Source organism: Klebsiella sp. BIGb0399, from assembly GCF_003752615.1.
GTDB classification, from domain to species: domain Bacteria; phylum Pseudomonadota; class Gammaproteobacteria; order Enterobacterales; family Enterobacteriaceae; genus Klebsiella; species Klebsiella lignicola.
Genome location: NZ_RKHT01000005.1, coordinates 2,124,658 through 2,148,666, shown reverse-complemented (window position 1 = coordinate 2,148,666; position 24,009 = coordinate 2,124,658). Strand labels below are relative to the sequence as shown.

Genomic DNA, 24,009 nt, shown 5'->3' with positions numbered 1-24,009 from the left:
AGGGTATAAGGAGAATTCATCATGGCATACAGCGAAAAAGTTATCGATCATTACGAGAATCCACGCAACGTTGGTTCTTTCGACAACAGCGATGAGAACGTCGGCAGCGGCATGGTTGGCGCACCGGCATGTGGCGACGTCATGAAGTTGCAGATCAAAGTCAACAATGAAGGTATCATTGAAGACGCGCGCTTCAAGACCTATGGTTGCGGTTCCGCTATCGCGTCCAGCTCCCTGGTCACCGAATGGGTGAAAGGGAAATCTCTGGACGAAGCTCAGGCGATCAAGAACACCGATATCGCCGATGAACTGGAACTGCCGCCGGTGAAAATTCACTGCTCCATCCTGGCGGAAGACGCGATTAAAGCCGCGATTGCGGATTATAAAAGCAAACGTGAAGCGAAATAATTAAGAGGTTATTGTATGTCGATTACTCTTAGCGACAGCGCAGCGTCGCGAGTTAATTCCTTCCTGGCCAACCGTGGCAAAGGCTTCGGTCTGCGCTTAGGGGTCCGCACTTCTGGCTGTTCAGGTATGGCCTATGTGCTGGAGTTTGTTGACGAGCCGGCGGCAGAAGACACCGTGTTTGAAGATAAAGGCGTCAAGGTAGTGATCGACGGCAAAAGCCTGCAGTTCCTCGACGGCACTGAGCTGGACTTCGTCAAAGAAGGCCTGAACGAAGGGTTTAAATTCACTAACCCTAACGTTAAAGATGAGTGTGGTTGCGGCGAAAGCTTTAACGTGTAATCGCGTTCCGCTGTTATACCGATTAATTCGTGTTGCGGAAGGCGGCAAGCGAGCCACTCGCAGCCGATGCATCTGCAACGCGAAGTAAGAAAGTATATACCCCAAATAATTCGAGTTGCTTGTAGGCGGCAAGGCCGGGAATCCCCAGGAGCTTACACAGGTAAGTGACTGGGCTGAACGGGTGCAGCCAACCCCCAGGCAGCTTGAAGGATGAAGGGTATAGCCCCACCGTAGTTTTGCTACGCGTGGGGTTTGCTTTATCTCGTTAACCCTGAGGTTACTATGGACTATTTTACCCTCTTCGGGTTACCGGTCAGTTATACCCTTTCGCAAGAACAGCTGGCTGTCCGGTACCAGGATTTACAGCGCCAGTATCATCCCGACAAGTTCGCCAGCGCGAGTGCGGCCGAACAGCTCGCCTCCGTGCAGCAATCCGCCACAATCAACCAGGCATGGCAAACGCTCCGGCATCCGCTGACCCGCGCCGAATATCTCCTTTCGCTTCATGGCTACGACTTAGCCAGCGAGCAGCACACCGTGCGCGATACCGCCTTCCTGATGGAACAGCTGGAGCTGCGTGAAGAGCTGGATGAGATTGAAAAGTCGCAGGATGAAGCGCGGCTCGCGGGGTTTATCAAGCGCGTGAAAGGGATGTATGACCTTCGTCATCAGCAGGTTGTTGAACAATTAAATAACGAGACGTGGGACGTAGCGGCAGATACCGTGCGTAAACTGCGTTTTCTCGATAAACTTCAGAGCGTGGCAGAACAACTCGAAGAAAAGCTGCTCGATTTTTAATTTTCGGAAGCAATTATGGCCTTATTACAAATTAGTGAGCCTGGTCTGAGCGCCGCGCCGCATCAGCGTCGTCTGGCCGCGGGGATTGACCTTGGCACCACCAATTCTCTGGTCGCTACCGTGCGTAGCGGTCAGGCCGAAACACTGCCCGATCATCAGGGTCGTTACCTCCTGCCTTCCGTGGTGAACTACCAGGCATCTGGCCAGAGCGTCGGCTACGATGCCCGGCAGAATGCCGCCCAGGATCCGGTCAATACCATCAGCTCGGTAAAACGTATGATGGGGCGTTCGCTGGCCGATATTCAGACCCGCTATCCGCATCTGCCTTACCAGCTACAGGCCAGTGAAAACGGTCTGCCGATGATCCAGACCGCCGCGGGTCTGCTCAACCCGATTCGCGTCTCTGCCGATATCCTGAAAGCGCTGGCCGCCAGGGCCACCGAAGCGCTGTCCGGCGAGCTTGACGGCGTGGTCATTACCGTTCCGGCCTACTTCGACGACGCTCAGCGCCAGGGCACCAAAGACGCCGCGCGTCTGGCGGGCCTGCACGTGCTGCGTCTGCTGAATGAACCGACCGCGGCGGCGATTGCCTACGGCCTGGACTCCGGTCAGGAAGGGGTGATTGCGGTTTACGATCTCGGTGGCGGCACCTTTGATATTTCAGTGCTGCGCTTGAGCCGTGGGGTGTTTGAAGTGCTGGCCACGGGCGGCGATTCCGCGCTCGGCGGCGATGACTTTGACCACCTGCTGGCGGATTACCTGCGCGAACTGGCGGGGCTGAGCGATCGTAGTGACAACCGCCTGCAGCGCGAGCTGCTGGATGCGGCCATCGCCGCCAAAATCGCCCTCAGCGATGCCGACGTCGTCAGCGTCAACGTGGGTGGCTGGCAAGGGGAGATTACCCGTAGCCAGTTTGATGAACTGATTGCGCCGCTGGTCAAACGGACCCTGCTGGCCTGTCGTCGTGCGCTGAAAGATGCGGGCGTGGCGGCGGAAGAGGTGCTGGAAGTGGTGATGGTCGGCGGTTCAACTCGCGTGCCGCTGGTGCGTGAGCGCGTCGGCGAGTTCTTTGGCCGTCCCCCGCTGACCACCATCGACCCGGACAAAGTGGTTGCCATTGGCGCCGCGATTCAGGCCGACATCCTGGTGGGCAACAAGCCCGACAGCGAACTGCTGCTGCTCGATGTTATCCCGCTCTCTTTAGGGCTGGAGACCATGGGTGGCCTGGTGGAAAAAGTCATCCCGCGCAATACCACCATTCCGGTGGCGCGCGCGCAGGAATTTACCACTTTCAAAGATGGTCAAACCGCGATGTCCATTCACGTGATGCAAGGCGAGCGTGAACTGGTACAGGATTGCCGCTCGCTGGCGCGTTTTGCGCTGCGCGGTATTCCGGCACTGCCGGCCGGCGGCGCGCATATTCGCGTGACCTTCCAGGTGGATGCCGACGGCCTGCTGAGCGTGACCGCCATGGAGAAATCGACCGGCGTCGAAGCCTCCATTCAGGTGAAGCCATCCTATGGCCTGACCGACGGCGAAATCGCCACCATGATCAAAGATTCGATGAGTCACGCCGAACAGGATATCAAGGCGCGTATGCTGGCTGAGCAAAAAGTCGAAGCCGCACGCGTGTTAGAGAGCCTGGTCAGTGCGCTGGCCGCCGATGCCGCGCTGCTCAGCGCCGCAGAACGTCAGGCTATCGATGAGGCAATGGCGCAGTTGAGCGCGGTTGCCGCAGGTGATGATGCCGACGCCATTAAAGATGCGATTAAAAATACAGACACACAAACCCAGGAATTTGCCGCACGCCGCATGGACCAGTCGGTCCGTACTGCGCTGAAAGGCCAATCCGTGGACGAGGTTTAATATGCCAAAGATTGTTTTTCTGCCTCATCAGGACCTGTGTCCGGATGGCGTAGTTGTGGAAGCTGAGATCGGTGAGACCATTCTGGATGCGGCGTTACGTAGCGGCATCGAGATTGAACATGCTTGCGAAAAATCCTGTGCCTGCACGACCTGTCACTGCATTGTGCGTGAAGGGTTTGACTCGCTGGCGGAAAGCACGGAAGACGAAGACGACATGCTGGATAAGGCATGGGGGCTGGAGCCCGATAGCCGTCTGAGCTGCCAGGCGCGCGTGACCCACGATGACCTGGTCGTCGAGATCCCGCGTTACACCATCAACCACGCACGCGAGCATTAATATGGGACTGAAATGGACCGATAGTCGTGAAATTGGTGAGGCGCTGTACGACGCTTTCCCGGATCTCGACCCGAAAACCGTTCGCTTCACCGATATGCATCAGTGGATTTGCGAGCTGGAAGCGTTCGATGACAATCCAAACGCATCGAATGAAAAAATTCTTGAGGCGATTCTGCTAGTCTGGTTAGACGAAGCCGATTAATTTTCGCGTCATGCTCTACGCTGCAGAGTGCCTGCAACGCGGATCATGCAGCGAAAAAATTCTAACGGGCTGCCATAAGGTGGCCCGTTTGCTAATAAGGATGAAAAAAAATGACAGAAGCCATGAAGATTACGCTGACGACTCAACCTGCCGATGCGCGTTGGGGCGAAAAAGCGACTTACAGCATTAATGATGACGGCATCACCCTGCATCTGAACGGTAAAGACGACCTGGGTTTGATTCAGCGCGCGGCGCGTAAGGTCGATGGCATGGGGATTAAGCATGTCGCGCTGAGCGGTGAAGGCTGGAATACCGACCGCGCATGGGCGTTCTGGGCCGGTTATAAAGGGCCGAAAGGCAGCCGCAAAGTCGAATGGCCGACGCTGGACGACGCGCAGAAGAGCGAGCTGGACAGCCGCCTGACGATCATCGACTGGGTCCGTGACACCATTAACGCCCCGGCGGAAGATCTGGGGCCGGAACAGCTGGCGCAGCGTGCCGTCGATCTGCTGTGCGGCGTGGCCTGCGACAATGTTTCTTACCGCATCACCAAAGGCGAAGACCTGCGTGAACAGGGCTATCTCGGTCTGCATACCGTGGGTCGCGGCTCCGAGCGTCCGCCGGTGCTGCTGGCGCTGGATTACAACCCATCCGGCGATAAAGACGCGCCGGTGTATGCCTGCCTGGTCGGGAAAGGTATCACCTTTGATTCCGGCGGCTACAGCATCAAACAGAGCGCGTTCATGGACTCCATGAAGTCCGACATGGGCGGCGCAGCGACGGTCACCGGTGCGCTGGCATTCGCGATTACCCGCGGTCTGAACAAGCGCGTGAAGCTGTACCTGTGCTGCGCTGACAACCTGATCAGCGGTAACGCCTTCAAACTGGGCGACATTATTCGCTACCGCAACGGTAAGACCGTCGAGATCATGAATACCGACGCCGAAGGCCGTCTGGTCCTGGCCGATGGTCTGATCGATGCCTGCGCGCAGAAACCGGCGCTGATCATCGACGCGGCGACCCTGACCGGTGCGGCGAAAACCGCGCTCGGGAACGACTACCACGCGCTGTTCAGCTTCGATGACGAGCTGGCTAACCGTCTGCTGGCGAGCGCGCAGGCAGAAAATGAAGCCTTCTGGCGTCTGCCGCTGGCGGAATTCCACCGTGGTCAGCTGCCGTCTAACTTTGCCGAACTGAATAATACCGGCAGCGCCGCTTATCCGGCTGGCGCCAGCACGGCGGCAGGTTTCCTGTCTCATTTCGTTGAGAACTATCATCAGGGCTGGCTGCACATTGACTGCTCGGCAACCTACCGTAAATCCGCCGTTGAACAGTGGTCCGCTGGCGCGACCGGCCTCGGTGTACGTACGATTGCCAATCTGTTAACCGCAGAGTAAAAGCGCCGGGGCGATTGCCCTGACTCGTAGCCCCGGCCAGCGTTGCCGGGGCCATTCCGATCCTGATGTTGTGAGCATTATGTCCGAAACTAAAAATGAATTAGAAACCCTGCTGGAACAGGCGGCGATCGAACCGGGCCACCGTCCGGCATTTTTCCGTGTGCTGCTGGAATCCACGGTGTGGGTGCCCGGTGCGGCGGCGGAAGGCGAAGCGGTGGTGGAAGAGAGCGCCGTGGACTTACAGCATTGGGAGAAAGACGACGGGGCTTCGGTCATTCCGTTTTTCACCTCGCTGGAGGCCTTGCAGCAGGCGGTCACCGACGAGCAATCCTTTGTGGCGATGCCGGCACGTACGCTGTTTGCCATGACGCTTGGCGAAACGCTGTTCCTCAATGCGAAGCTGCCTACTGGCAAAGAGTTTATGCCCAACGAGATCAAGCATCTGCTGGGAGAAGAGGGCACGCCGCTCAGCACGCAGACGGTGATTGAAGGCGGCGAATCGTTGCTGCTGTCAGAGGTTGCCGAGCCACCGGCACAGATGATCGACTCGTTGACGACGCTGTTTAAAACGCTCAAGACCGTCAAACGCGCGTATCTTTGTTCGATCAAGGACAGCGCAGAGGCACCGGCAAATCTGCTGATCGGCCTTGAAGTGGAAGGCGAGATTGAGGCGGTGATTCAGGCCACCGGCAGCGTGGCGACCGATACCTTACCTGGCGATGAGCCGGTTGATATCTGTCAGGTTGTCGAGGGCGAGAAAGGCATCAGCCATTTTATGATGGCCCATATCACGCCGTTTTATGAAAAGCGCTGGGGCAGCTTCCTGCGCGACTTCAAACAGAACCGCATTCTCTAAGATAACGGGGGCATCGCGCCCCCGTTATGTTGTCTATTGCGCCGGCTCGATCGGCAGATCGCTCCGCGCACCCCATTCGCTCCATGAGCCGTCGTACAGGCAGACGCCGTTGACTCCCAGCGTGGTCAGCGCCAGCACGACCACCGCCGCCGTGACGCCCGAGCCGCAGCTGGCGATAATCGGCCGATCAAAATCCACGCCCTGGCGCAGGAAAATATCATTCAGCTCATCAACGGTTTTGAGCTCGCCGTTAATCACCAGATCGCCCCACGGCACGTTGAGCGCCCCGGGAATATGGCCGCGACGCAGCCCCGGACGAGGTTCATCGGCCAGACCATTAAAGCGGGGGGCCGGGCGCGCATCGACGATCTGCGCCGATCCTTCATGGCTGACCAGCAGCACATCGGTAAGACGTTTGATCACCAGTGGATCGAAGCGCCCGTCAAATTCACCTTCCGCCTGTTCAGGGATCCCTTGTTCCAGCAGGCGTTCTTCGCGCTGCCAGCCAGCCAGGCCGCCGGCGAGAATCGAGACGTTTGCCACACCAAAGGTGCGCAACATCCACCATGCTCGCGGCGCTGAGAAGAGGTTACCTTCGTCGTACACCACCAGATGTTTATCGCTGCTCACGCCCAGTTCCCGCATGGCGACGGCGAACGCTTCCGCCCGCGGCATCATATGCGGCAGCGGGCTGGTGTGATCGGACAGGGCTTCAATATCGAAAAAGAGCGCCCCGGGAATATGGCCGGCGCGGTATTCCGCATCCATATCGCGCAACGCTTCCTGACCCGCCGGGGCCATTCGTGCATCGATTATTTGGATTTCCGGGTCATCAAGATGTTCCGCTAACCAGTCAGCGGCGACAAAAAACGAAGTGGACATGGCTGCCTCCGTGTCATCAATAATAGATAGATTGTTGATGTTTTTACGCTGACCGACAAGGCATTTTCACCGGAAGGCTACGGGAATGTGATACGCCCCCGAAGCGCTTCGGGGGCGGAATATCAAAACACCTGCTGATGCAGATAGCGCCAGGCGTATTGCGCGTACAGCTCAGCGCCGTTTTTCATCACCTGCTCATCGATATTGAAGCAGCCGTGGTGGTGAGCGTAATCGCTGCCTTTCTCTGGACTGCCGCAGCCGAGCAGGGCAAAGCAGCCGGGGATATTCTGCATATAAAAACTGAAATCTTCCCCGCCGGTGGTGGGGCGCTCGCTGAACAGCGCCGCCTCGCCAAACGCATCACGGATCACCGATTGGGCCAGCAGGGCGCTGCGCGTCTCGTTGATCACCGGCAGCGTGCCGTAGTGGTAGTCGACCTGGACGGTCGCGCCATAGATTGCCGCGGTATGCCGGGCGTAGCGGGTAATCGCGTCTTCGAGTCGCTGGCGGGCCGCAAGACTGAAACAGCGCACCGTGCCTTCCAGCACCGCGTTTTCCGCGATGATGTTAAAGCGTGTGCCGACCGTCATTTTGCCGATCGTGACCACCGCCGCGTCGAGCGGTGAAGTTTCGCGCGCCACGATGGCCTGCACATTCATCACAAACGCCGAGGCCACCACCGCGGCATCGACACAGGCCTCCGGCATTGAACCGTGGCCGCCGCGACCGCGAAAGGTGACGGTGAGTAAATCCGCGGAGGCGAACGACGACCCGACGTTGCAGGAGATGTTACCGGAGGGCGTACCGGACCAGATATGCAGGCCAAAAATATTACTGACGTTATCGAGCGCGCCCTGATCGATCATCGCTTTGGCACCTTCGGCGATCTCTTCTGCAGGCTGAAAAATCAACCGTACGTTACCGGGCATCTGCTCGCGAACGGCGTACAGCGCGCGGGCGGCGGTGAGCAGCATCGCGGTATGGGCATCATGCCCGCAGGCGTGCATTTTCCCCGGGATCTGCGATCGATAGCTAAGCTGCTCGTTCAGCTCCAGCACCGGGAGCGCATCCATGTCGGCCCGTAAGGCCACCGTGTGGCCCGGTTTGCCGCCGCTAATGTCGGCAATCACCCCGGTTGGCTCGGTACGACGGCAGGCGATGCCGATGGCCTGCAGTTCATCGATGACGCGTTCGGTTGTCCGCTGCTCTTCCCAGGGTAGTTCCGGGTGAGCGTGCAAATCGCGACGCCGGGCGATCATGGCCTGCTCTTCGCGGGCGACGATTGCGGTAATTTCGGGGTTAATCATAACGATACTCCATAAGCATAGTGACAATGACCGGGCTTAGCCGATAGCAGGCGTCAGATAGCCCACCAGTACGCCGGCCAGAATGACGGAGACGATGGTGACGGAGATAAACCCGCCGACCAGCATGGGACCCAGCATATGTTGCGTGAGGATCTGGCGCTCTTTTTCATCCTGGGTGAGGGCGTTAATGGCTTCGTTGGTGATGATGTAATCCGCCGGGAAGCCATACAGCGCGGTCAGCGAGATGGCAAAGGACATGGCGCCGCTCACGCCGAGCGCTTTGCCCACCAGCCAGGAGACGATATACATGCCGACTATCGCGGTCGCGATCAGCGCCAGCATCGGATAAAGCAGGCGCAGCAGCATCTCCGGGGTCGCTTTGTTCAAGGAATCAAAGATAAACAGCATCAAGGCCATGACCGCGAAGCCGAAGCCGTTGGCCTTGTGCAGCGTATGCTTTTCGAGGAACCCCAGCGAGGTGAAGACCACGCCAAAAAACAGGCACAGGACGAACGGACTGATGCTGACCCACGGCTTTGCCAGGTCCGACACGAACCAGGCCAGGCAGGCCACTATCGCCAGGCGCAGGAATTTAAAATAGGCGGTGTTGTAGCTGGTGGGGATACGGCGAAACAACCGCGGCATGGTCTCCTCACCGGGGGCGAGGAGCGTCGGGTCGCCGTCAGCGTGCTCGGGACGATAGTCGCCGCTACGGTAGCGCGCCAACAGCGCTTTCCCTTCGCGCTGCAGCATAATGGCGGTCAGGGGATAGCCGGCAAAGCCCTGCATGACGTACATCAGAATAGCCAGTACCGACAGGTCGACTAAACCGGCATTGCTGGCGCCCTGCGACATGATCAGCGAAGAGACCACGCCACCCACCAGCGGCGGAATGGTCACCAGCGCGGTGTTGTGATCGAACAGCATCAGGCTCACCGCAAAGACGGCCAGCGTTATCCCGGCAATGCCGGCAAGCGAGATGATCACCGTTTTCCACTGCCGCATCAGTTCTTTCAGCGAGAGCAGCGTGCCCATATTGGTGATCAGCAGATACATCATCAGCAGCGCGACGGGGGTATTGATCCCCGCCTGGCTAATAATATCGGCGGGGAAAAAGGTCCAGTAGCCGGCGAGAAACAGCACCGCGCAGACAAAAACGGAGGGGATCCAGGCTTTCGTGCGGGTGGAAATAACATCGCCCGCATATAAAATAAAAATAATAAGAAAGAGCGCGACCATTTGTGGCATAAATAAATCTCGTGTTGTTTATTTCATTTATTAATGTGGAGCGGCGTGATGTTGCGCCATTTATTTCGCCCGCGGAACGTGCGGCCGATTTCATCACCACCGAATGTATTACTGGGCATCGACATTCCGAAATACCAGCACTCTTTCAGGCACCCGCGCAGATATCACCATGGGGCATGCGGTGCCTGCACGCAGCAACGCCGTTCTACGCACGGGTAGCCAGCAATAAGACGTATGACGGGTATACGTTGAAATAAAATAATGCCGCAATATTGTCAAATTATATTCACGTGCAGTCGTTAATTTCGGAATTCATCTTTCTGCTATCCGGAATGAAATTAACAGGGAAGTATCCTGCTACGGCGGATTATTTAATTATGCTGTTTATCGCCGTGAGTATTATCAGGTTGTTCTTTGCTTGCGAGGCGTCACCGGTTTGCGGGAGCACTGGCTGTTGAACCGGCTGAAGAAAGCGTCCCCGATTGGTAATTCTGTCGCCGACGCATGATAATGAGAGCACGATAGGTATCTGGCTGTTTGGGCCAAGGGGTTAAAGGATGAAACCATTTCGTTTAGCGGCAGTGTCGCTGGCGCTGCTGACCGCACTCTCACTCACCGGGTGTGACGACAGCAGTAAAACAGAGGCCGTCGCGCCTGCGGCATCGCCCGCGGCGAAAGAGGAGGGGGCAAAACTTGATAGCACCCAACTGGCGGCGCTGGCGGAAAAAAGCAAAGGCAAGGCGCTGACCCTGCTCGATGCCTCGGAGCTCCAGCTGGATGGCGCCGCGGCGCTGGTGCTGACATTTTCCGTGCCGTTGAAGCCGGATCAGGATTTCTCCCGCAGCGTGCACCTGGTCGATAAAAAAAGCGGCAAGGTTGACGGCGCCTGGGAACTCTCGCCCGACCTGAAAACGCTGCGGCTGCGCCACCTTGAGCCCAAACGCGAGCTGATTGTCTCTGTCGATCCGACGCTGGTGGCCCTGAACGCGGCGACCTTCGATACCTCATTTGAAAAAACCATTACCACCCGGGATATTGCCCCCAGCGTAGGCTTTGCCAGCCGCGGTTCGCTGCTGCCGGGTAAAGTAGTGGCCGGGCTGCCGGTGATGGCGCTGAACGTGGATAACGTCGATGTTAATTTTTACCGCGTTAAACCTGAATCGCTGTCGGCGTTCGTCAGCCAGTGGGAGTACCGCAATTCGTTGAGTAACTGGGAATCCGACGAGCTGCTGAAAATGGCCGAGCTGGTTTACACCGGGCGCTTCGACCTTAACCCGGCGCGTAATACCCGCGAGAAACTGCTGCTGCCGCTGGCGGATATCCAACCGTTACAGCAGCCAGGCGTCTATGTGGCGGTGATGAACCCGGCGGGGCGCTATAGCTACAGTAATGCCGCGACCCTGTTTACGTTGAGCGATATCGGCGTGTCGGCGCACCGCTACCATAACCGACTGGACGTCTTTACCCAGAGCCTCGAAAACGGCGCCGCGCAATCCGATATCGATGTACAGCTGCTCAATGCCAAAGGGCAGACGCTGGCCCAGGCGAAAAGCGACGGCCAGGGTCACGTGACGCTGCAAACCGATAAAGACGCGGCGCTGCTGCTGGCCCGCAAAGAGGGCCAGACGACGCTGCTGGATCTCAAGCTTCCCGCGCTGGATCTGGCCGAGTTCTCGATTGCCGGCGCGCCAGGATTCAGCAAACAGTTCTTTATGTTTGGCCCGCGCGATCTCTACCGCCCAGGAGAGACGGTCATCCTCAACGCGCTGCTGCGTGACGGCGACGGTAAACCGCTGGCCGAGCAGCCGGTAAAACTGGAAGTGGTTCAGCCGGATGGCCAGGTGATCCGTTCGCAGGTCAGCAAGCCGGTCAACGGCCTGTATCAGTTTACTTACCCGCTCAGTAGCGATGCGGCGACCGGCATGTGGCACGTTCGTGCCAGCACCGGCGACAACCAGCCGCGCGAGTGGGATTTCCACGTCGAAGACTTTATGCCGGAACGCATGGCGTTGAATCTGACGCCGCAAAACGCGCCGCTCGCCCCGAATGCCGACGTTCGCTTCGCGGTGGCCGGTGCCTATTTGTACGGCGCCCCGGCAAGCGGCAACCAGCTGCAGGGCAAGCTGTTCCTGCGCCCGCTGCGTGACGCGGTGACCGCTCTGCCGGGCTTCCAGTTTGGCGATATTGCGGAGGAAAACCTCTCCCGGAGCCTCGATGAAGTCCAGATGACGCTCGACGAAAAAGGGCATGGTGAAGTGACCACCGCCAGCCAGTGGCAGGAGAGCCATTCACCGTTGCAGGTGATCCTCCAGGCCAGCCTGCTGGAATCCGGTGGTCGTCCGGTTACCCGTACCGTGCAACAAGCGATCTGGCCTGCGGATACCCTACCGGGGATCCGTCCCGAATTTACCCTCAAAGATGTGTATGACTACCGCACCGACAGCACCGTGAAACAGCCGGTAGTGGATGAAAACAGCATCGCCGCGTTTGACGTTGTCTATGCCGATGCCAAAGGCGAGAAAAAAGCGGTCTCCGGCCTGCAGGTTCGCCTGATCCGCGAGCGTCGCGACTACTACTGGAACTGGTCAGATAGCGAAGGCTGGCAGTCGCAGTTTGATCAAAAAGATCTGCAGGAAGGCGAAACCTCGCTGGATATTCCGGTCGGGCAAACCGCGAAGGTGAGCTTCCCGGTGGAATGGGGCTCTTATCGCCTGGAGGTCAAAGGCCCGAATGATTCGGTCAGCAGCGTGCGTTTCTGGGCAGGCTACAGCTGGCAGGATAACAGCGACGGTACCGGCGCGGCGCGCCCGGATCGGGTCACCATGAAGCTGGATAAAGCCGCCTACAAACCCGGCGATACCATCAAGCTGCAGATCGCCGCGCCTGCCGCAGGCAAAGGCTATGCCATGGTTGAATCCAGCGAAGGCCCGCTGTGGTGGCAGGAGATCGACGTTCCGGCAAGCGGAATGGCGCTGTCGATTCCGGTTGATAAAACCTGGAACCGTCACGACCTTTATCTCAGCACGCTGGTGATTCGTCCCGGAGATAAATCCCGCTCCGCAACGCCGAAACGGGCGGTTGGCCTGCTGCATCTGCCGCTGGGCGACGAAAACCGTCGTCTGAACCTCGCGCTGGAGGCACCTGAAAAGATGCGTCCGAACCAGCCGCTGACGGTGAAAGTCAAAGCCAGCGTGCAGCAGGGCGACGTGCCAAAACAGGTGAACGTCCTGCTCTCCGCCGTGGATAGCGGCGTGTTGAATATTACCGATTACACGACGCCGGACCCGTGGAATGCCTTCTTCGGTCAGAAACGCTATGGCGCGGATATTTATGATATCTACGGCCAGGTCATTGAGGGGCAGGGGCGTATTGCCAGCCTGCGCTTCGGCGGCGACGGCGACGAGCTTAAACGCGGCGGTAAACCGCCGGTAAATCACGTCACCATTATTGCCCAACAGGCGCAGCCGGTGGTGCTTAATGAGCAGGGCGAAGGTGAGGTCACGCTGCCGATTGGCGACTTTAACGGTGAGCTGCGGGTCATGGCGCAGGCGTGGACCGCCGATGACTTTGGCAGCAGCGACCAGAAGGTGGTGGTCGCCGCGCCGGTGATCGTGGAGCTTAACACGCCACGCTTCCTCGCCAGCGGCGACACGACCCGGCTGGCGCTGGATCTCAGCAACCTGACCGACCGGCCGCAAACCCTGAACGTTACGCTGAACGCCGGCGGCCTGCTACAGCTCGATGGCGGGGCCATCCCACCGGTACAGCTGGCGCCCGGCGCCCGCAGCACACTGTTTATTCCGGTGAGCGCGCGGGAAGGTTTCGGCGATGGTCAGGTGAACGCCACTATCGACGGTCTGAATCTGCCGGGCGAGGCGTTCGCTGCCATCCAGAAACAGTGGAAGATTGGCGTGCGCCCGGCTTTCCCGGCTCAAACGGTAAACAGCGGCGTGGTGCTGCAACCGGGAGAGCAGTGGCTGGTACCGGCAGCACAAACTCAGGGATTCTCGCCGGCGACCCTCCAGGGGCAACTGGTGCTTAGCGGCAAGCCGCCGCTTAACCTGGCGCGCTATATCCGCGAGCTGAAAGCTTACCCGTATGGCTGCCTGGAGCAGACCGCCAGCGGGCTGTTCCCGTCGCTTTACACCAATGCCGCGCAGCTAAAAACGTGGGGTATTGTCGGTGACAGCGATGAGAAACGCCGCGCGGCGGTGGAGATCGGCATCTCCCGCCTGCTGAATATGCAGCGTGCTGACGGGGGCTTCGCCCTGTGGGACAAAGAAGGGCCGGAGGAGTACTGGCTGACCGCCTATGCGATGGATTTCCTCGTGCGTGCGGGCGAGCAGGGCTATAGCGTGCCGACTCAGGCGTTGAATAACGGTAATCAGCGGCTGCTGCGTTACCTGCAGGAGCCGGGTCTGATGACCGTGCGTTACAGCGATGATACCGCGGCCAGCCGTTTCGCCGCCCAGGCCTATGCGGCGCTGGTGCTGGCGCGTCAGCAAAAAGCGCCGCTGGGTGCACTGCGTGAAATCTGGAACCGGCATGAGCAGGCGCGTTCCGGCCTGTCGCTGCTGCAGCTGGGGATCGCCCTGAAAGCGATGGGGGATGCCCCGCGCGGCGATCGGGCGCTGGAGCTGGCGATGACCACCCCGCGTCAGGATCAGAACCGCTGGCTTGGCGATTATGGCAGCGCGTTGCGCGACGATGCGCTGAAGCTGGCGCTGCTGGAAGAGAACAAGCTGTTGCCGGAAGCGCAGACTCGCTTACTGAACACGCTGTCAGAAGAGGCCTATGGCCAGCGCTGGCTCTCTACCCAGGAGACCAACGCCCTGTTCCTCGCAGGCCGGACGCTGCAGAATTTGCCCGGCAACTGGCAGGCGCAGACCTCGCTGCAGGCGCAGCCGCTCTCCGCGGATAAACCGCTGACCCAAAACCTGAGCGCCGATCGTCTGGCAACCCTGCAGGTCAGCAACACCGGGAATCAACCACTGTGGCTGCGCGTTGACAGCAGCGGCTATCCGCTTAGCGCGCCGCAGCCGGCGGGGAACGTGCTGGGTATCGAACGCCATATTTTTGATACCCATGGCCAGCAGAAATCGCTGAGCTCGCTACGCAGCGGTGAACTGGTGCTGGTGAAACTTGAAGTGACCGCCAACAGAAACGTGCCGGATGCGCTGGTGGTGGATCTGCTGCCGGCGGGGCTGGAGCTGGAAAACCAGAACCTGGCGAACAGCAGCGCCAGCCTGCAGGAGAACGGCGAAGGGGTGCAGAACCTACTGAACCAGATGCAGCAGGCTGATATTCAGCATATCGAATTCCGCGACGATCGCTTTGTCGCCGCGGTGGCGATTAATGAAGGACAGCCGGTCACGCTGGTGTATCTGGCCCGCGCGGTGACGCCGGGAACCTATCAGGTTCCGCAACCGCAGGTAGAATCCATGTATGTTCCGCAATGGCGGGCAACCGGTGCGGCCAGCGGTCCGCTGGTTATTACACCGTAAATGCGCTGGTGGTTGCGCATATCCCGCCGCTGGCGCTGGCTGGCGGCGGGCATCGTTATACTCTGGCTGGTGGTACTGGCCGCCGACCGTTTGTGGCCGCTACCGCTCAATGAGGTGGTACCGGCCCGGGTGGTGGTGGCAGAAGACGGCACGCCGCTGTGGCGGTTCGCCGATAGTCAGGGCGTCTGGCGCTATCCGGTGACCCTGAAGGATGTGTCACCGCGCTATCTTCAGGCGCTGATCCAGTATGAAGATCGCTGGTTCTGGCGTCATCCGGGCGTTAACCCGTTGTCGGTGCTGCGCGCCGCCTGGCAGGATATGCACGCCGGGCGGGTGATCTCCGGCGGCAGTACGCTGACCATGCAGGTCGCCCGCCTGCTCGACCCTCATCCCCGTACTTTCGGCGGCAAGCTGCGCCAGCTATGGCGTGCGCTGCAGCTGGAGTGGCACCTGTCAAAAAGCGATATTCTGACCCTGTATCTTAATCGTGCCCCCTTTGGCGGCACGCTTCAGGGGATTGGTGCCGCCAGCTGGGCCTATCTCGGGAAACCGCCGGCGCAGCTGAGCTATGGCGAGGCGGCGCTGCTGGCGGTGCTGCCGCAGGCACCGAGCCGCTTACGTCCTGACCGCTGGCCGCAGCGGGCTCAGGCTGCCCGGGATAAGGTTCTGGAGAGACTGCGCACTCAGGGCGTCTGGCCTGACAGCGCGGTGCGGGAAGCGAAAGAAGAGCCGGTCTGGCTGTTCCCGCGGCAGATGCCGCAGCTGGCGCCGCTTTTCTCGCGTCGTATGCTGGCGAGTAGCCGCGAGGAAAAAGTGGTGACCACCCTGGATGCCGGGCTTCAGCGGCAGCTGGAAGATCTGGCTCTCAACTGGAAATCGCGGCTGCCGCCGCGCAGCTCGCTGGCGATGGTGGTGGTCGACCATACCAACATGCGCGTGCGTGGTTGGGTGGGGTCGGCGGATATCACCGACGATAGCCGTTTCGGCCATATCGACATGGTGTCGGCGGTGCGCTCCCCGGGTTCGGTATTAAAACCTTTTGTCTACGGTATGGCGCTGGATGACGGGCTGATTCATCCGGCTTCGCTGTTGCAGGATGTTCCGCGACGCTTTAGCGATTATCGCCCGGGAAATTTTGACAGCGGCTTTCATGGCCCGGTCAGCGCCAGCGAGGCGTTGGTGCGCTCGCTGAATTTGCCGGCGGTGCAGGTGCTTGAAGCCTACGGGCCGAAGCGCTTTGCCGCTACTTTACGTAACGCCGGTCTGCCGCTGATGCTTCCGGCAGGCGCCGAGCCAAACCTGTCGCTGATCCTCGGCGGGGCGGGGGCGAGGCTGGAAGATATCGTTGCGGGCTACAGCGCCTTCGCCCGCCACGGCAAGGCCGCGCGGCTGCGGATGACGCCGGACGCGCCGCTGGTGGAAAGGCCACTACTGTCGCCGGGCGCGGCGTGGATCGTCCGACGGATCCTGGCCGGTGAAGCGCAGCCGGTGCCGGATGCCTCTTTGCCACAGGTGGTGCCGCTGGCGTGGAAAACCGGCACCAGCTACGGCTACCGCGATGCCTGGGCGATTGGGGTGAACGCCCGGTATCTGATCGGCATCTGGACCGGCAGGCCGGACGGTACGCCGGTGGTGGGACAGTTTGGTTTTGCCAGTGCGGTACCGCTGTTAAATCAGGTCAATAATATGCTGCTGGCACGGCCGATGACGGGGCGCGGCGGGTTGCCCGTCGACCCGCGACCGGCGTCGGTGAGCGCGGCGACGATCTGCTGGCCGGGCGGGCAGAGCCTGGCGGCGGGAGACAGCAACTGCCGTCGGCGGCTGGCGACATGGCTGCTGGACGGCAGCCAGCCGCCGACGCTGTTGCTTCCGGGTCAGGAGGGCGCTCGTGGCATTCGCTTCCCGGTATGGACTGATGAGCAAGGACGGCGCGTGGCGGCAGACTGCCCCGGCGCCGTCGAGCGGCGGATCGATGTCTGGCCGCTGCCGCTGGAACCCTGGCTGCCGGCGAGCGAGCGGCGTGCTGCCCGGCTGGGGCCGGTCTCTGCCGGTTGTCCGCCGCCGCAGGTCTTGGATGTCGCCCCGCTGGTGCTGACCGGCGTGGGGGATGGCGCGGTGATCAAACGCCTGCCGGGGGCAGCTCGGGTGATGCTGTCGTTGCAGACAAGCGGTGGAGAAGGGCGGCGCTGGTGGTTCCTGAATGGTGAACCGCAGGCGGCGTCCGGCTCCAGTGCAACCTTGCCATTGGAACAACCTGGCCGCTATCAGCTGGTGGTGATGGAGGAAAGTGGCCAGATCGCTACCGCCAGTTTCACGCTGCAATAAGTGGAATTTGCATTGACTGGCTGGATTTGTTGTTTAAGGTCGCTTTTTTTTAAAAAAATGTTACCTAAACACATAGGCAACGGCGGCAGATGATGATTATAATTCGCGCCGTATTTATCGGTCTCATCTGCGAAACAGAACAACATATATAAGAGGTTATCATGGCTATTGAACGTACTTTTTCCATCATCAAACCAAACGCGGTGGCAAAAAACGTTATTGGCGGCATCTTTTCTCGCTTTGAAGCTGCAGGGTTTAAAATTGTCGGCACCAAAATGCTGCATCTGACCGTTGAGCAGGCTCGCGGCTTCTATGCTGAGCACGAAGGTCGCCCGTTCTTCGACGGTCTGGTTGAGTTCATGACCTCTGGCCCGATCGTTGTTTCCGTCCTGGAAAGCGAAAATGCCGTGCAGCGTCACCGTGACCTGCTGGGCGCAACCAACCCGGACAACGCGCTGGCGGGCACCCTGCGCGCTGACTACGCGGACAGCTTCACCGAGAACGGCACCCACGGTTCCGATTCTGTTGAGTCTGCGGCTCGCGAAATCGCGTTCTTCTTTGCTGAAGGCGAGGTTTGCCCGCGCACTCGCTAATCCTCGTCGTCTTTTCGGCCGTCGCTGTGTTGGCTTCGCGCGTTCACCCCGGTCACATAGTTATCTATGTTCCCGGGGATTTACTTGCTCGCCGCCTTGCGACAATCGAAAAGCCATAGAGGATTAAGTCTGCGGCAGCAGACTTTTTTATCGCCTCGTCGTCTTTTCGATAATCGGAGAGCCATAGAGGATTAAGTACGCCGTAACAGATTTTTTCATCATTGCCGCGTGCAAACGTGGTATTGATACGCCAGAATTTGTACAATGCAGCGCCCCTGAACGAGCACTCGTTCTCAGGGGCGTTTCTTTTTTCAACCCTCCTGGGGCCATAACGTGTAACAACGAGGCCGGAATCGATTATGTCTGAACATATTGTCACACCTGATAACGCCGCTCTGCCGGTGCCGAACAAAGATGCCAAAATCAACCTGCTGGATCTGAACCGTCAGCAGATGCGCGAGTTTTTCAAAAACATGGGCGAAAAGCCTTTCCGCGCCGATCAGGTGATGAAATGGATGTATCACTATTGCAGCGATGATTTTGATGATATGACCGATATCAACAAAGTGCTGCGCAACAAACTCAAAGAAGTCGCGGAGATCCGCGCGCCGGAAGTCGTCGAAGAGCAACGCTCCAGCGACGGCACCATCAAATGGGCGATTGCCGTTGGCGATCAGCGCGTTGAAACGGTCTACATTCCGGAAGACGATCGCGCCACTCTGTGCGTCTCGTCGCAGGTCGGATGCGCGTTAGAGTGTAAATTCTGCTCGACGGCGCAGCAGGGCTTTAACCGTAACCTGCGGGTGTCGGAAATCATCGGCCAGGTCTGGCGCGCGGCGAAAATCGTCGGTGCGGCCAAAATTACCGGCCAGCGCCCGATTACTAACGTGGTGATGATGGGGATGGGCGAGCCGCTGCTGAACCTGACCAACGTGGTACCGGCGATGGAAATCATGCTCGATGACTTCGGTTTTGGCCTGTCAAAACGTCGCGTCACGCTGTCTACCTCTGGCGTCGTGCCGGCGCTGGATAAGCTTGGCGATATGATCGATGTGGCGCTGGCGATCTCCCTGCACGCGCCGAACGATACGATTCGTGATGAGATCGTGCCGATCAACAAAAAGTACAACATTGAGACTTTCCTGAACTCGGTTCGCGGCTATATTTCTAAATCCAACGCCAACCAGGGTCGCGTCACCATTGAGTACGTGATGCTCGATCACGTTAACGATGGCACCGAGCATGCGCATGAACTGGCTGCGCTGTTGAAAGATACGCCGTGCAAGATCAACCTGATCCCATGGAACCCGTTCCCGGGCGCGCCGTATGGCCGTAGCTCCAACAGCCGTATCGACCGTTTCTCCAAGGTCCTGATGGATTATGGTTTCACCACCATCGTCCGTAAAACCCGCGGAGACGACATCGATGCCGCCTGCGGTCAGCTGGCCGGCGACGTTATCGACCGTACCAAACGTACGATGCGTAAACGTATGCAGGGTGAAGCGATTGAAGTGAAAACGGTCTGATAAATAACGCAGCGCGCGTCATAAAGCGCGTGCTGCGTATTTAAGCCTAATCGCCAGGCGAAATACGCCAGTTCAGGCAATAATTACGGTGCGTTTCTGTCGACTTTGAGGCAGTATGTAGCGGCACTACAACCGCTTAGCATGCAGTATTGATAAGTATATGTGAGAGTTAGCCAGGCGGATTTATACTCATTGTATGTCGTTTAGCAGATGTTTCGCGGCGCGGGTCTGACCGGCGCTGAACTTTAAATTCACGTACCAGTAGTTGTCGAATGAATACTGAAGCCACTCAAGACCATCAAGAAGCAAATACCACGGGCGCGCGTCTGCGTAATGCCCGCGAACAACTCGGACTCAGCCAGCAAGCGGTGGCTGAGCGCTTATGCCTGAAAGTGTCCACGGTTCGTGACATCGAAGACGATAAGGCGCCTGCCGATCTGGCTTCCACCTTCCTGCGCGGTTATATCCGCTCCTATGCGCGTCTTGTCCACATTCCGGAAGAAGAACTGTTGCCGATGATGGCAAAACAGGCCCCGATCCGTGCGGCAAAAGTTGCGCCGATGCAGAGCTTCTCGCTGGGCAAGCGCCGTAAAAAGCGTGACGGCTGGCTGATGAGCTTCACCTGGCTGGTACTGTTCGTGGTGATTGGCCTCAGCGGCGCCTGGTGGTGGCAAGACCATAAAGCGCAGCAGGCAGAGATTACGTCCATGGCCGACCAGTCGACCGCGGAGTTAAACGCCGGCGACAGCAACCAGAATATTCCGCTGGATACCGGAGCAAGCAGCACAGCGCCGGACAACGCTGGCGACATCGCCAACAGCGCACCTGTTGATACCACCCCAGCGCCAGCGGCCACCGCTCAGGCGCCGGTAGACAACAACGCCGTCGTGGCGCCGTCTCAGGCCAATGTGGATACTGCCGCAGCGACACCGGCTCCGGCCACGCCGCTGCCAACTAACCCGGCTGATGCTACCGCAACCGCGGCAGCCGCTCAGGACCTGGTGCTGAACTTTTCCGCTGATTGCTGGCTGGAAGTCAGCGATGCGACCGGCAAAAAACTGTTCAGCGGTTTACAGCGTAAGGGCGGTAACCTGAACCTCAGCGGTCAGGCGCCTTACAAACTGAAAATCGGTGCTCCGGCAGCCGTACAGATTCAGTATCTGGGTAAACCCGTCGATTTAAGTCGTTTTATCAGAACTAACCAGGTTGCGCGTCTGACCCTTAGTGCCGAACCAACTGCGGCGCAGTAACAGACGGGTAACGCGGGAGATTTTTCATGCATAACCAGGCTCCGATTCAACGTAGAAAATCGAAACGTATTTACGTTGGGAATGTGCCGATTGGCGATGGTGCCCCCATCGCCGTCCAGTCGATGACCAATACGCGCACCACCGATGTGGAAGCGACAGTAAATCAAATCAAAGCATTAGAACGCGTTGGCGCGGATATTGTCCGCGTCTCGGTGCCGACGATGGATGCGGCAGAAGCGTTCAGGCTCATCAAACAACAGGTCAATGTACCGCTGGTCGCCGATATCCACTTTGATTACCGTATCGCCCTGAAAGTGGCGGAGTACGGTGTGGATTGCCTGCGTATCAACCCGGGCAACATTGGCAACGAAGAGCGTATCCGCACGGTTGTGGATTGTGCTCGCGATAAAAATATTCCGATCCGTATCGGCGTCAACGCCGGTTCGCTGGAAAAAGATCTGCAGGAAAAATACGGTGAACCGACGCCGCAGGCGCTGCTCGAATCAGCGATGCGCCACGTCGATCATCTCGATCGTCTGAACTTCGATCAATTCAAGGTCAGCGTGAAGGCGTCAGATGTGTTCCTGGCCGTTGAATCGTATCGCCTGCTGGCGAAGCAGATCGATCAGCCGCTGCACCTCGGGATCACCGAAGCCGGCGGCGCGCGCAGTGGCGCGGTGAAGTCGGCGATCGGCCTCGGTCTGCTGCTCAATGAAGGGATCGGCGACACGCTACGCGTTTCGCTGGCGGCGGATCCTGTTGAAGAGATCAAGGTTGGATTCGATATCCTGAAATCTCTGCGTATTCGCGCGCGCGGCATTAACTTCATCGCCTGCCCAACCTGCTCCCGTCAGGAATTTGACGTGATCGGCACCGTCAACGCGCTGGAACAGCGCCTGGAAGACATCATCACGCCGATGGATATTTCAATTATCGGCTGTGTGGTGAACGGTCCTGGCGAAGCGCTGGTATCGACGCTCGGGGTGACCGGCGGCAATAAAAAAAGCGGCCTGTATGAAGACGGCGTGCGCAGAGACCGACTGGATAACGACGATATGATCGATCAGCTGGAAGCGCGCATCCGTGCCAAAGCCTCGATGCTCGATGAAGCGCGTCGTATCGACGTTCAGCAGGTCGAAGAGAAATAATCTGGGGCGGTATATCACTTCCCGTGTATGATTGAACCTGCAGACGCGCGGCGTCGGGGTTCATTTTTGTATATATATAAAGAGATTAAACGTGGCAAAGAACATTCAAGCCATCCGTGGCATGAACGATTATCTGCCGGGCGAGACCGCTCTCTGGCAGCGCATTGAAGGCTCACTGAAACAGGTACTCGGCAGCTACGGTTACAGCGAAATCCGTTTGCCGATTGTAGAGCAGACCCCGTTATTCAAACGCGCGATCGGTGAAGTCACCGACGTGGTTGAAAAAGAGATGTATACCTTCGAAGACCGCAATGGCGATAGCCTGACGCTGCGTCCGGAAGGGACGGCGGGCTGCGTACGTGCCGGCATCGAACATGGTCTCCTGTACAATCAAGAACAGCGCCTGTGGTACGTCGGGCCGATGTTCCGCCACGAACGTCCACAAAAAGGGCGTTATCGTCAGTTCCACCAGATGGGTGTTGAAGTCTTTGGCCTGCAGGGCCCGGATATTGACGCGGAGCTGATCATGCTGACCGCTCGCTGGTGGCGTGAACTGGGGATTGCCGATCACGTCGCGCTGGAGCTGAACTCTATTGGTTCGCTGGAAGCTCGCGCCACCTATCGTGATGCGCTGGTCGCCTATCTTGAGCAGTTTAAAGATAAGCTCGACGAAGACTGCAAACGCCGCATGTACACCAATCCGCTGCGTGTTCTGGATTCCAAAAATCCGGAAGTGCAGGCGCTGCTGAACGACGCACCGGCGTTAGGCGACTACCTGGATGAAGATTCTAAAGCGCATTTCGCCGGGCTGTGTGCTCTGCTGGATGACGCCGGTATTCGCTACACCGTGAACCAGCGCCTGGTGCGCGGACTGGATTACTACAACCGTACCGTGTTTGAGTGGGTGACTACCAGCCTCGGCTCGCAGGGAACGGTGTGTGCCGGTGGTCGTTATGATGGCCTGGTGGAGCAACTGGGCGGGCGTGCAACGCCGGCTGTGGGCTTCGCGATGGGTCTGGAACGTCTTGTTTTACTGGTCCAGGCAGTTAATCCGGAATTTAAAGCCGATTCCGTTGTCGATATATACCTGGTAGCCTCCGGAACCGACACCCAGTCCGCCGCAATGCGTCTGGCTGAGCGGGTTCGCGATGCGCTGCCCGGCGTTAAGCTGATGACTAACCACGGCGGCGGCAACTTTAAGAAGCAGTTTGCCCGCGCGGACAAATGGGGCGCTCGTGTTGCTCTGGTGGTCGGTGAGTCAGAAATTGCTGACGGAAACGTGGTGGTGAAGGATTTACGCTCAGGTGAGCAAACTACCGTAACGCAGGATAGCGTTGCTGCGCATTTGCGCGCACTACTGGGTTAATCTCCCGGGAATCATTAGTCAGGAGAAGGACTGCGTGGAAACGTATAACAACGAAAACGATCAGGTCGATGCGCTCAAGCGTTTCTTTGCCGAAAATGGTAAAGCGCTGGCCGTTGGTGTGATTTTAGGGATTGGTGCGTTGGTTGGCTGGCGCTACTGGAGCTCTCATCAGCAGGATACGGCGAGAGAGTCGTCTTTATCCTATGAGAACGCGATGTCTGGGCTCAAATCAGACAAGCCTGAAGCGCTGACGACGGCAGAGAAATTTGCGGCTGACAACAAAAATACCTACGGTGCGTTCACCTCACTGGAACTGGCGCAGCGTTTTGTTGACAAGAACGATCTGCAAAATGCCGAAAAGCAGCTTCAGCAGGGCCTCGCCGCGGCGCCGGATGATAACCTGAAGTCGGTTATCAATATGCGTCTCGCGCGTGTACAGCTGCAGCTGAAGAAACCAGATGAAGCGCTGAAAACCCTTGATGGTATTAAAGGCGAGGGCTGGGTTGCTATCGTTGCCGATCTCCGTGGTGAGATTCTGCTCGATAAAGGCGATAAGCAAGGCGCGCGCGCAGCCTGGGAAGCTGGCGTGAAAAGCGATGCTTCACCAGCGCTCAGCGAAATGATGCGTATGAAAATAAATAATCTGTCCATCTGAGA

General features: G+C 58.5%; 19 protein-coding genes. 16 read left to right on the top strand and 3 right to left on the bottom strand.

Features of this window, described 5'->3' with window-relative positions; translation table 11 throughout:
• Nucleotides 1-21: 21 nt before the first annotated feature.
• The 8 genes from iscU to sseB all read left to right on the top strand — a co-directional run bounded on the left by iscU (nt 22) and on the right by sseB (nt 6,203).
• Nucleotides 22-408 (top strand): Fe-S cluster assembly scaffold IscU, encoded by a 387-nt coding sequence (gene iscU, locus EDF82_RS10385; RefSeq protein ID WP_002913991.1) that lies wholly within the window; start codon nt 22-24, stop codon nt 406-408.
• Between the two features lie 15 nt (nt 409-423).
• Nucleotides 424-747, top strand: a complete 324-nt coding sequence (iscA, locus tag EDF82_RS10380; protein ID WP_123755385.1) for an iron-sulfur cluster assembly protein IscA — start codon at nt 424-426, stop codon at nt 745-747.
• Between the two features lie 282 nt (nt 748-1,029).
• Nucleotides 1,030-1,545: a co-chaperone HscB gene (gene hscB / locus EDF82_RS10370; protein WP_123755384.1), complete on the top strand. Its 516-nt coding sequence runs from the start codon at nt 1,030-1,032 to the stop codon at nt 1,543-1,545.
• 15 nt (nt 1,546-1,560) lie between these two features.
• The gene (gene hscA, locus EDF82_RS10365) at nt 1,561-3,411 is read left to right on the top strand and encodes a Fe-S protein assembly chaperone HscA (RefSeq protein WP_123755383.1); all 1,851 of its coding nucleotides are present in this window, start codon (nt 1,561-1,563) and stop codon (nt 3,409-3,411) included.
• 1 nt (nt 3,412) lies between these two features.
• The gene (fdx, locus tag EDF82_RS10360) at nt 3,413-3,748 is read left to right on the top strand and encodes an ISC system 2Fe-2S type ferredoxin (protein ID WP_004866372.1); all 336 of its coding nucleotides are present in this window, start codon (nt 3,413-3,415) and stop codon (nt 3,746-3,748) included.
• Between the two features lies 1 nt (nt 3,749).
• Nucleotides 3,750-3,950, top strand: a complete 201-nt coding sequence (gene iscX, locus EDF82_RS10355; RefSeq protein ID WP_123755382.1) for a Fe-S cluster assembly protein IscX — start codon at nt 3,750-3,752, stop codon at nt 3,948-3,950.
• A gap of 110 nt (nt 3,951-4,060) precedes the next feature.
• The gene (gene pepB / locus EDF82_RS10350) at nt 4,061-5,347 is read left to right on the top strand and encodes an aminopeptidase PepB (RefSeq protein ID WP_123755381.1); all 1,287 of its coding nucleotides are present in this window, start codon (nt 4,061-4,063) and stop codon (nt 5,345-5,347) included.
• 79 nt (nt 5,348-5,426) lie between these two features.
• A complete protein-coding gene (sseB, locus tag EDF82_RS10345; RefSeq protein ID WP_123755380.1) occupies nt 5,427-6,203 on the top strand; it encodes an enhanced serine sensitivity protein SseB in 777 nt (258 codons plus the stop codon).
• A gap of 33 nt (nt 6,204-6,236) precedes the next feature.
• On the opposite strand, the gene sseA is transcribed toward sseB, so the two are convergent.
• The 3 genes from sseA to EDF82_RS10330 form a co-directional block, all read right to left on the bottom strand.
• Nucleotides 6,237-7,085, bottom strand: a complete 849-nt coding sequence (gene sseA / locus EDF82_RS10340) for a 3-mercaptopyruvate sulfurtransferase (protein WP_123755379.1) — start codon at nt 7,083-7,085, stop codon at nt 6,237-6,239.
• Between the two features lie 122 nt (nt 7,086-7,207).
• Complete coding sequence (locus tag EDF82_RS10335) at nt 7,208-8,392, bottom strand: amidohydrolase (RefSeq protein ID WP_123755378.1); 1,185 nt, start codon at nt 8,390-8,392, stop codon at nt 7,208-7,210.
• A gap of 36 nt (nt 8,393-8,428) precedes the next feature.
• Nucleotides 8,429-9,640, bottom strand: coding sequence for a hypothetical protein (locus tag EDF82_RS10330; protein ID WP_123755377.1), 1,212 nt, complete (start codon nt 9,638-9,640; stop codon nt 8,429-8,431).
• Between the two features lie 557 nt (nt 9,641-10,197).
• Between EDF82_RS10330 and EDF82_RS10325 the strand changes: the two genes are divergently transcribed.
• The 8 genes from EDF82_RS10325 (at nt 10,198) to EDF82_RS10290 (ending at nt 24,007) form a co-directional block, all read left to right on the top strand.
• The gene (locus EDF82_RS10325) at nt 10,198-15,144 is read left to right on the top strand and encodes an alpha-2-macroglobulin (RefSeq protein WP_123755376.1); all 4,947 of its coding nucleotides are present in this window, start codon (nt 10,198-10,200) and stop codon (nt 15,142-15,144) included.
• The gene (gene pbpC, locus EDF82_RS10320; RefSeq protein WP_123755375.1) at nt 15,145-17,469 is read left to right on the top strand and encodes a peptidoglycan glycosyltransferase PbpC; all 2,325 of its coding nucleotides are present in this window, start codon (nt 15,145-15,147) and stop codon (nt 17,467-17,469) included.
• 161 nt (nt 17,470-17,630) lie between these two features.
• Nucleotides 17,631-18,062 (top strand): nucleoside-diphosphate kinase, encoded by a 432-nt coding sequence (ndk, locus tag EDF82_RS10315; RefSeq protein WP_041146713.1) that lies wholly within the window; start codon nt 17,631-17,633, stop codon nt 18,060-18,062.
• 359 nt (nt 18,063-18,421) lie between these two features.
• A complete protein-coding gene (locus EDF82_RS10310; protein ID WP_123755374.1) occupies nt 18,422-19,588 on the top strand; it encodes a bifunctional tRNA (adenosine(37)-C2)-methyltransferase TrmG/ribosomal RNA large subunit methyltransferase RlmN in 1,167 nt (388 codons plus the stop codon).
• Between the two features lie 272 nt (nt 19,589-19,860).
• The gene (gene rodZ, locus EDF82_RS10305) at nt 19,861-20,838 is read left to right on the top strand and encodes a cytoskeleton protein RodZ (RefSeq protein ID WP_123755373.1); all 978 of its coding nucleotides are present in this window, start codon (nt 19,861-19,863) and stop codon (nt 20,836-20,838) included.
• A gap of 26 nt (nt 20,839-20,864) precedes the next feature.
• Entirely contained in the window at nt 20,865-21,986 is a 1,122-nt protein-coding gene (gene ispG / locus EDF82_RS10300; protein ID WP_123755372.1) for a flavodoxin-dependent (E)-4-hydroxy-3-methylbut-2-enyl-diphosphate synthase, read from the top strand.
• Nucleotides 21,987-22,077: 91 nt separating this feature from the next.
• The gene (gene hisS / locus EDF82_RS10295; protein WP_123755371.1) at nt 22,078-23,352 is read left to right on the top strand and encodes a histidine--tRNA ligase; all 1,275 of its coding nucleotides are present in this window, start codon (nt 22,078-22,080) and stop codon (nt 23,350-23,352) included.
• Between the two features lie 34 nt (nt 23,353-23,386).
• Nucleotides 23,387-24,007 carry a YfgM family protein gene (locus EDF82_RS10290; RefSeq protein WP_123755370.1) on the top strand — a complete coding sequence of 207 codons (621 nt, stop codon included), beginning with the start codon at nt 23,387-23,389 and terminating at the stop codon, nt 24,005-24,007.
• Nucleotides 24,008-24,009 lie beyond the last annotated feature (2 nt).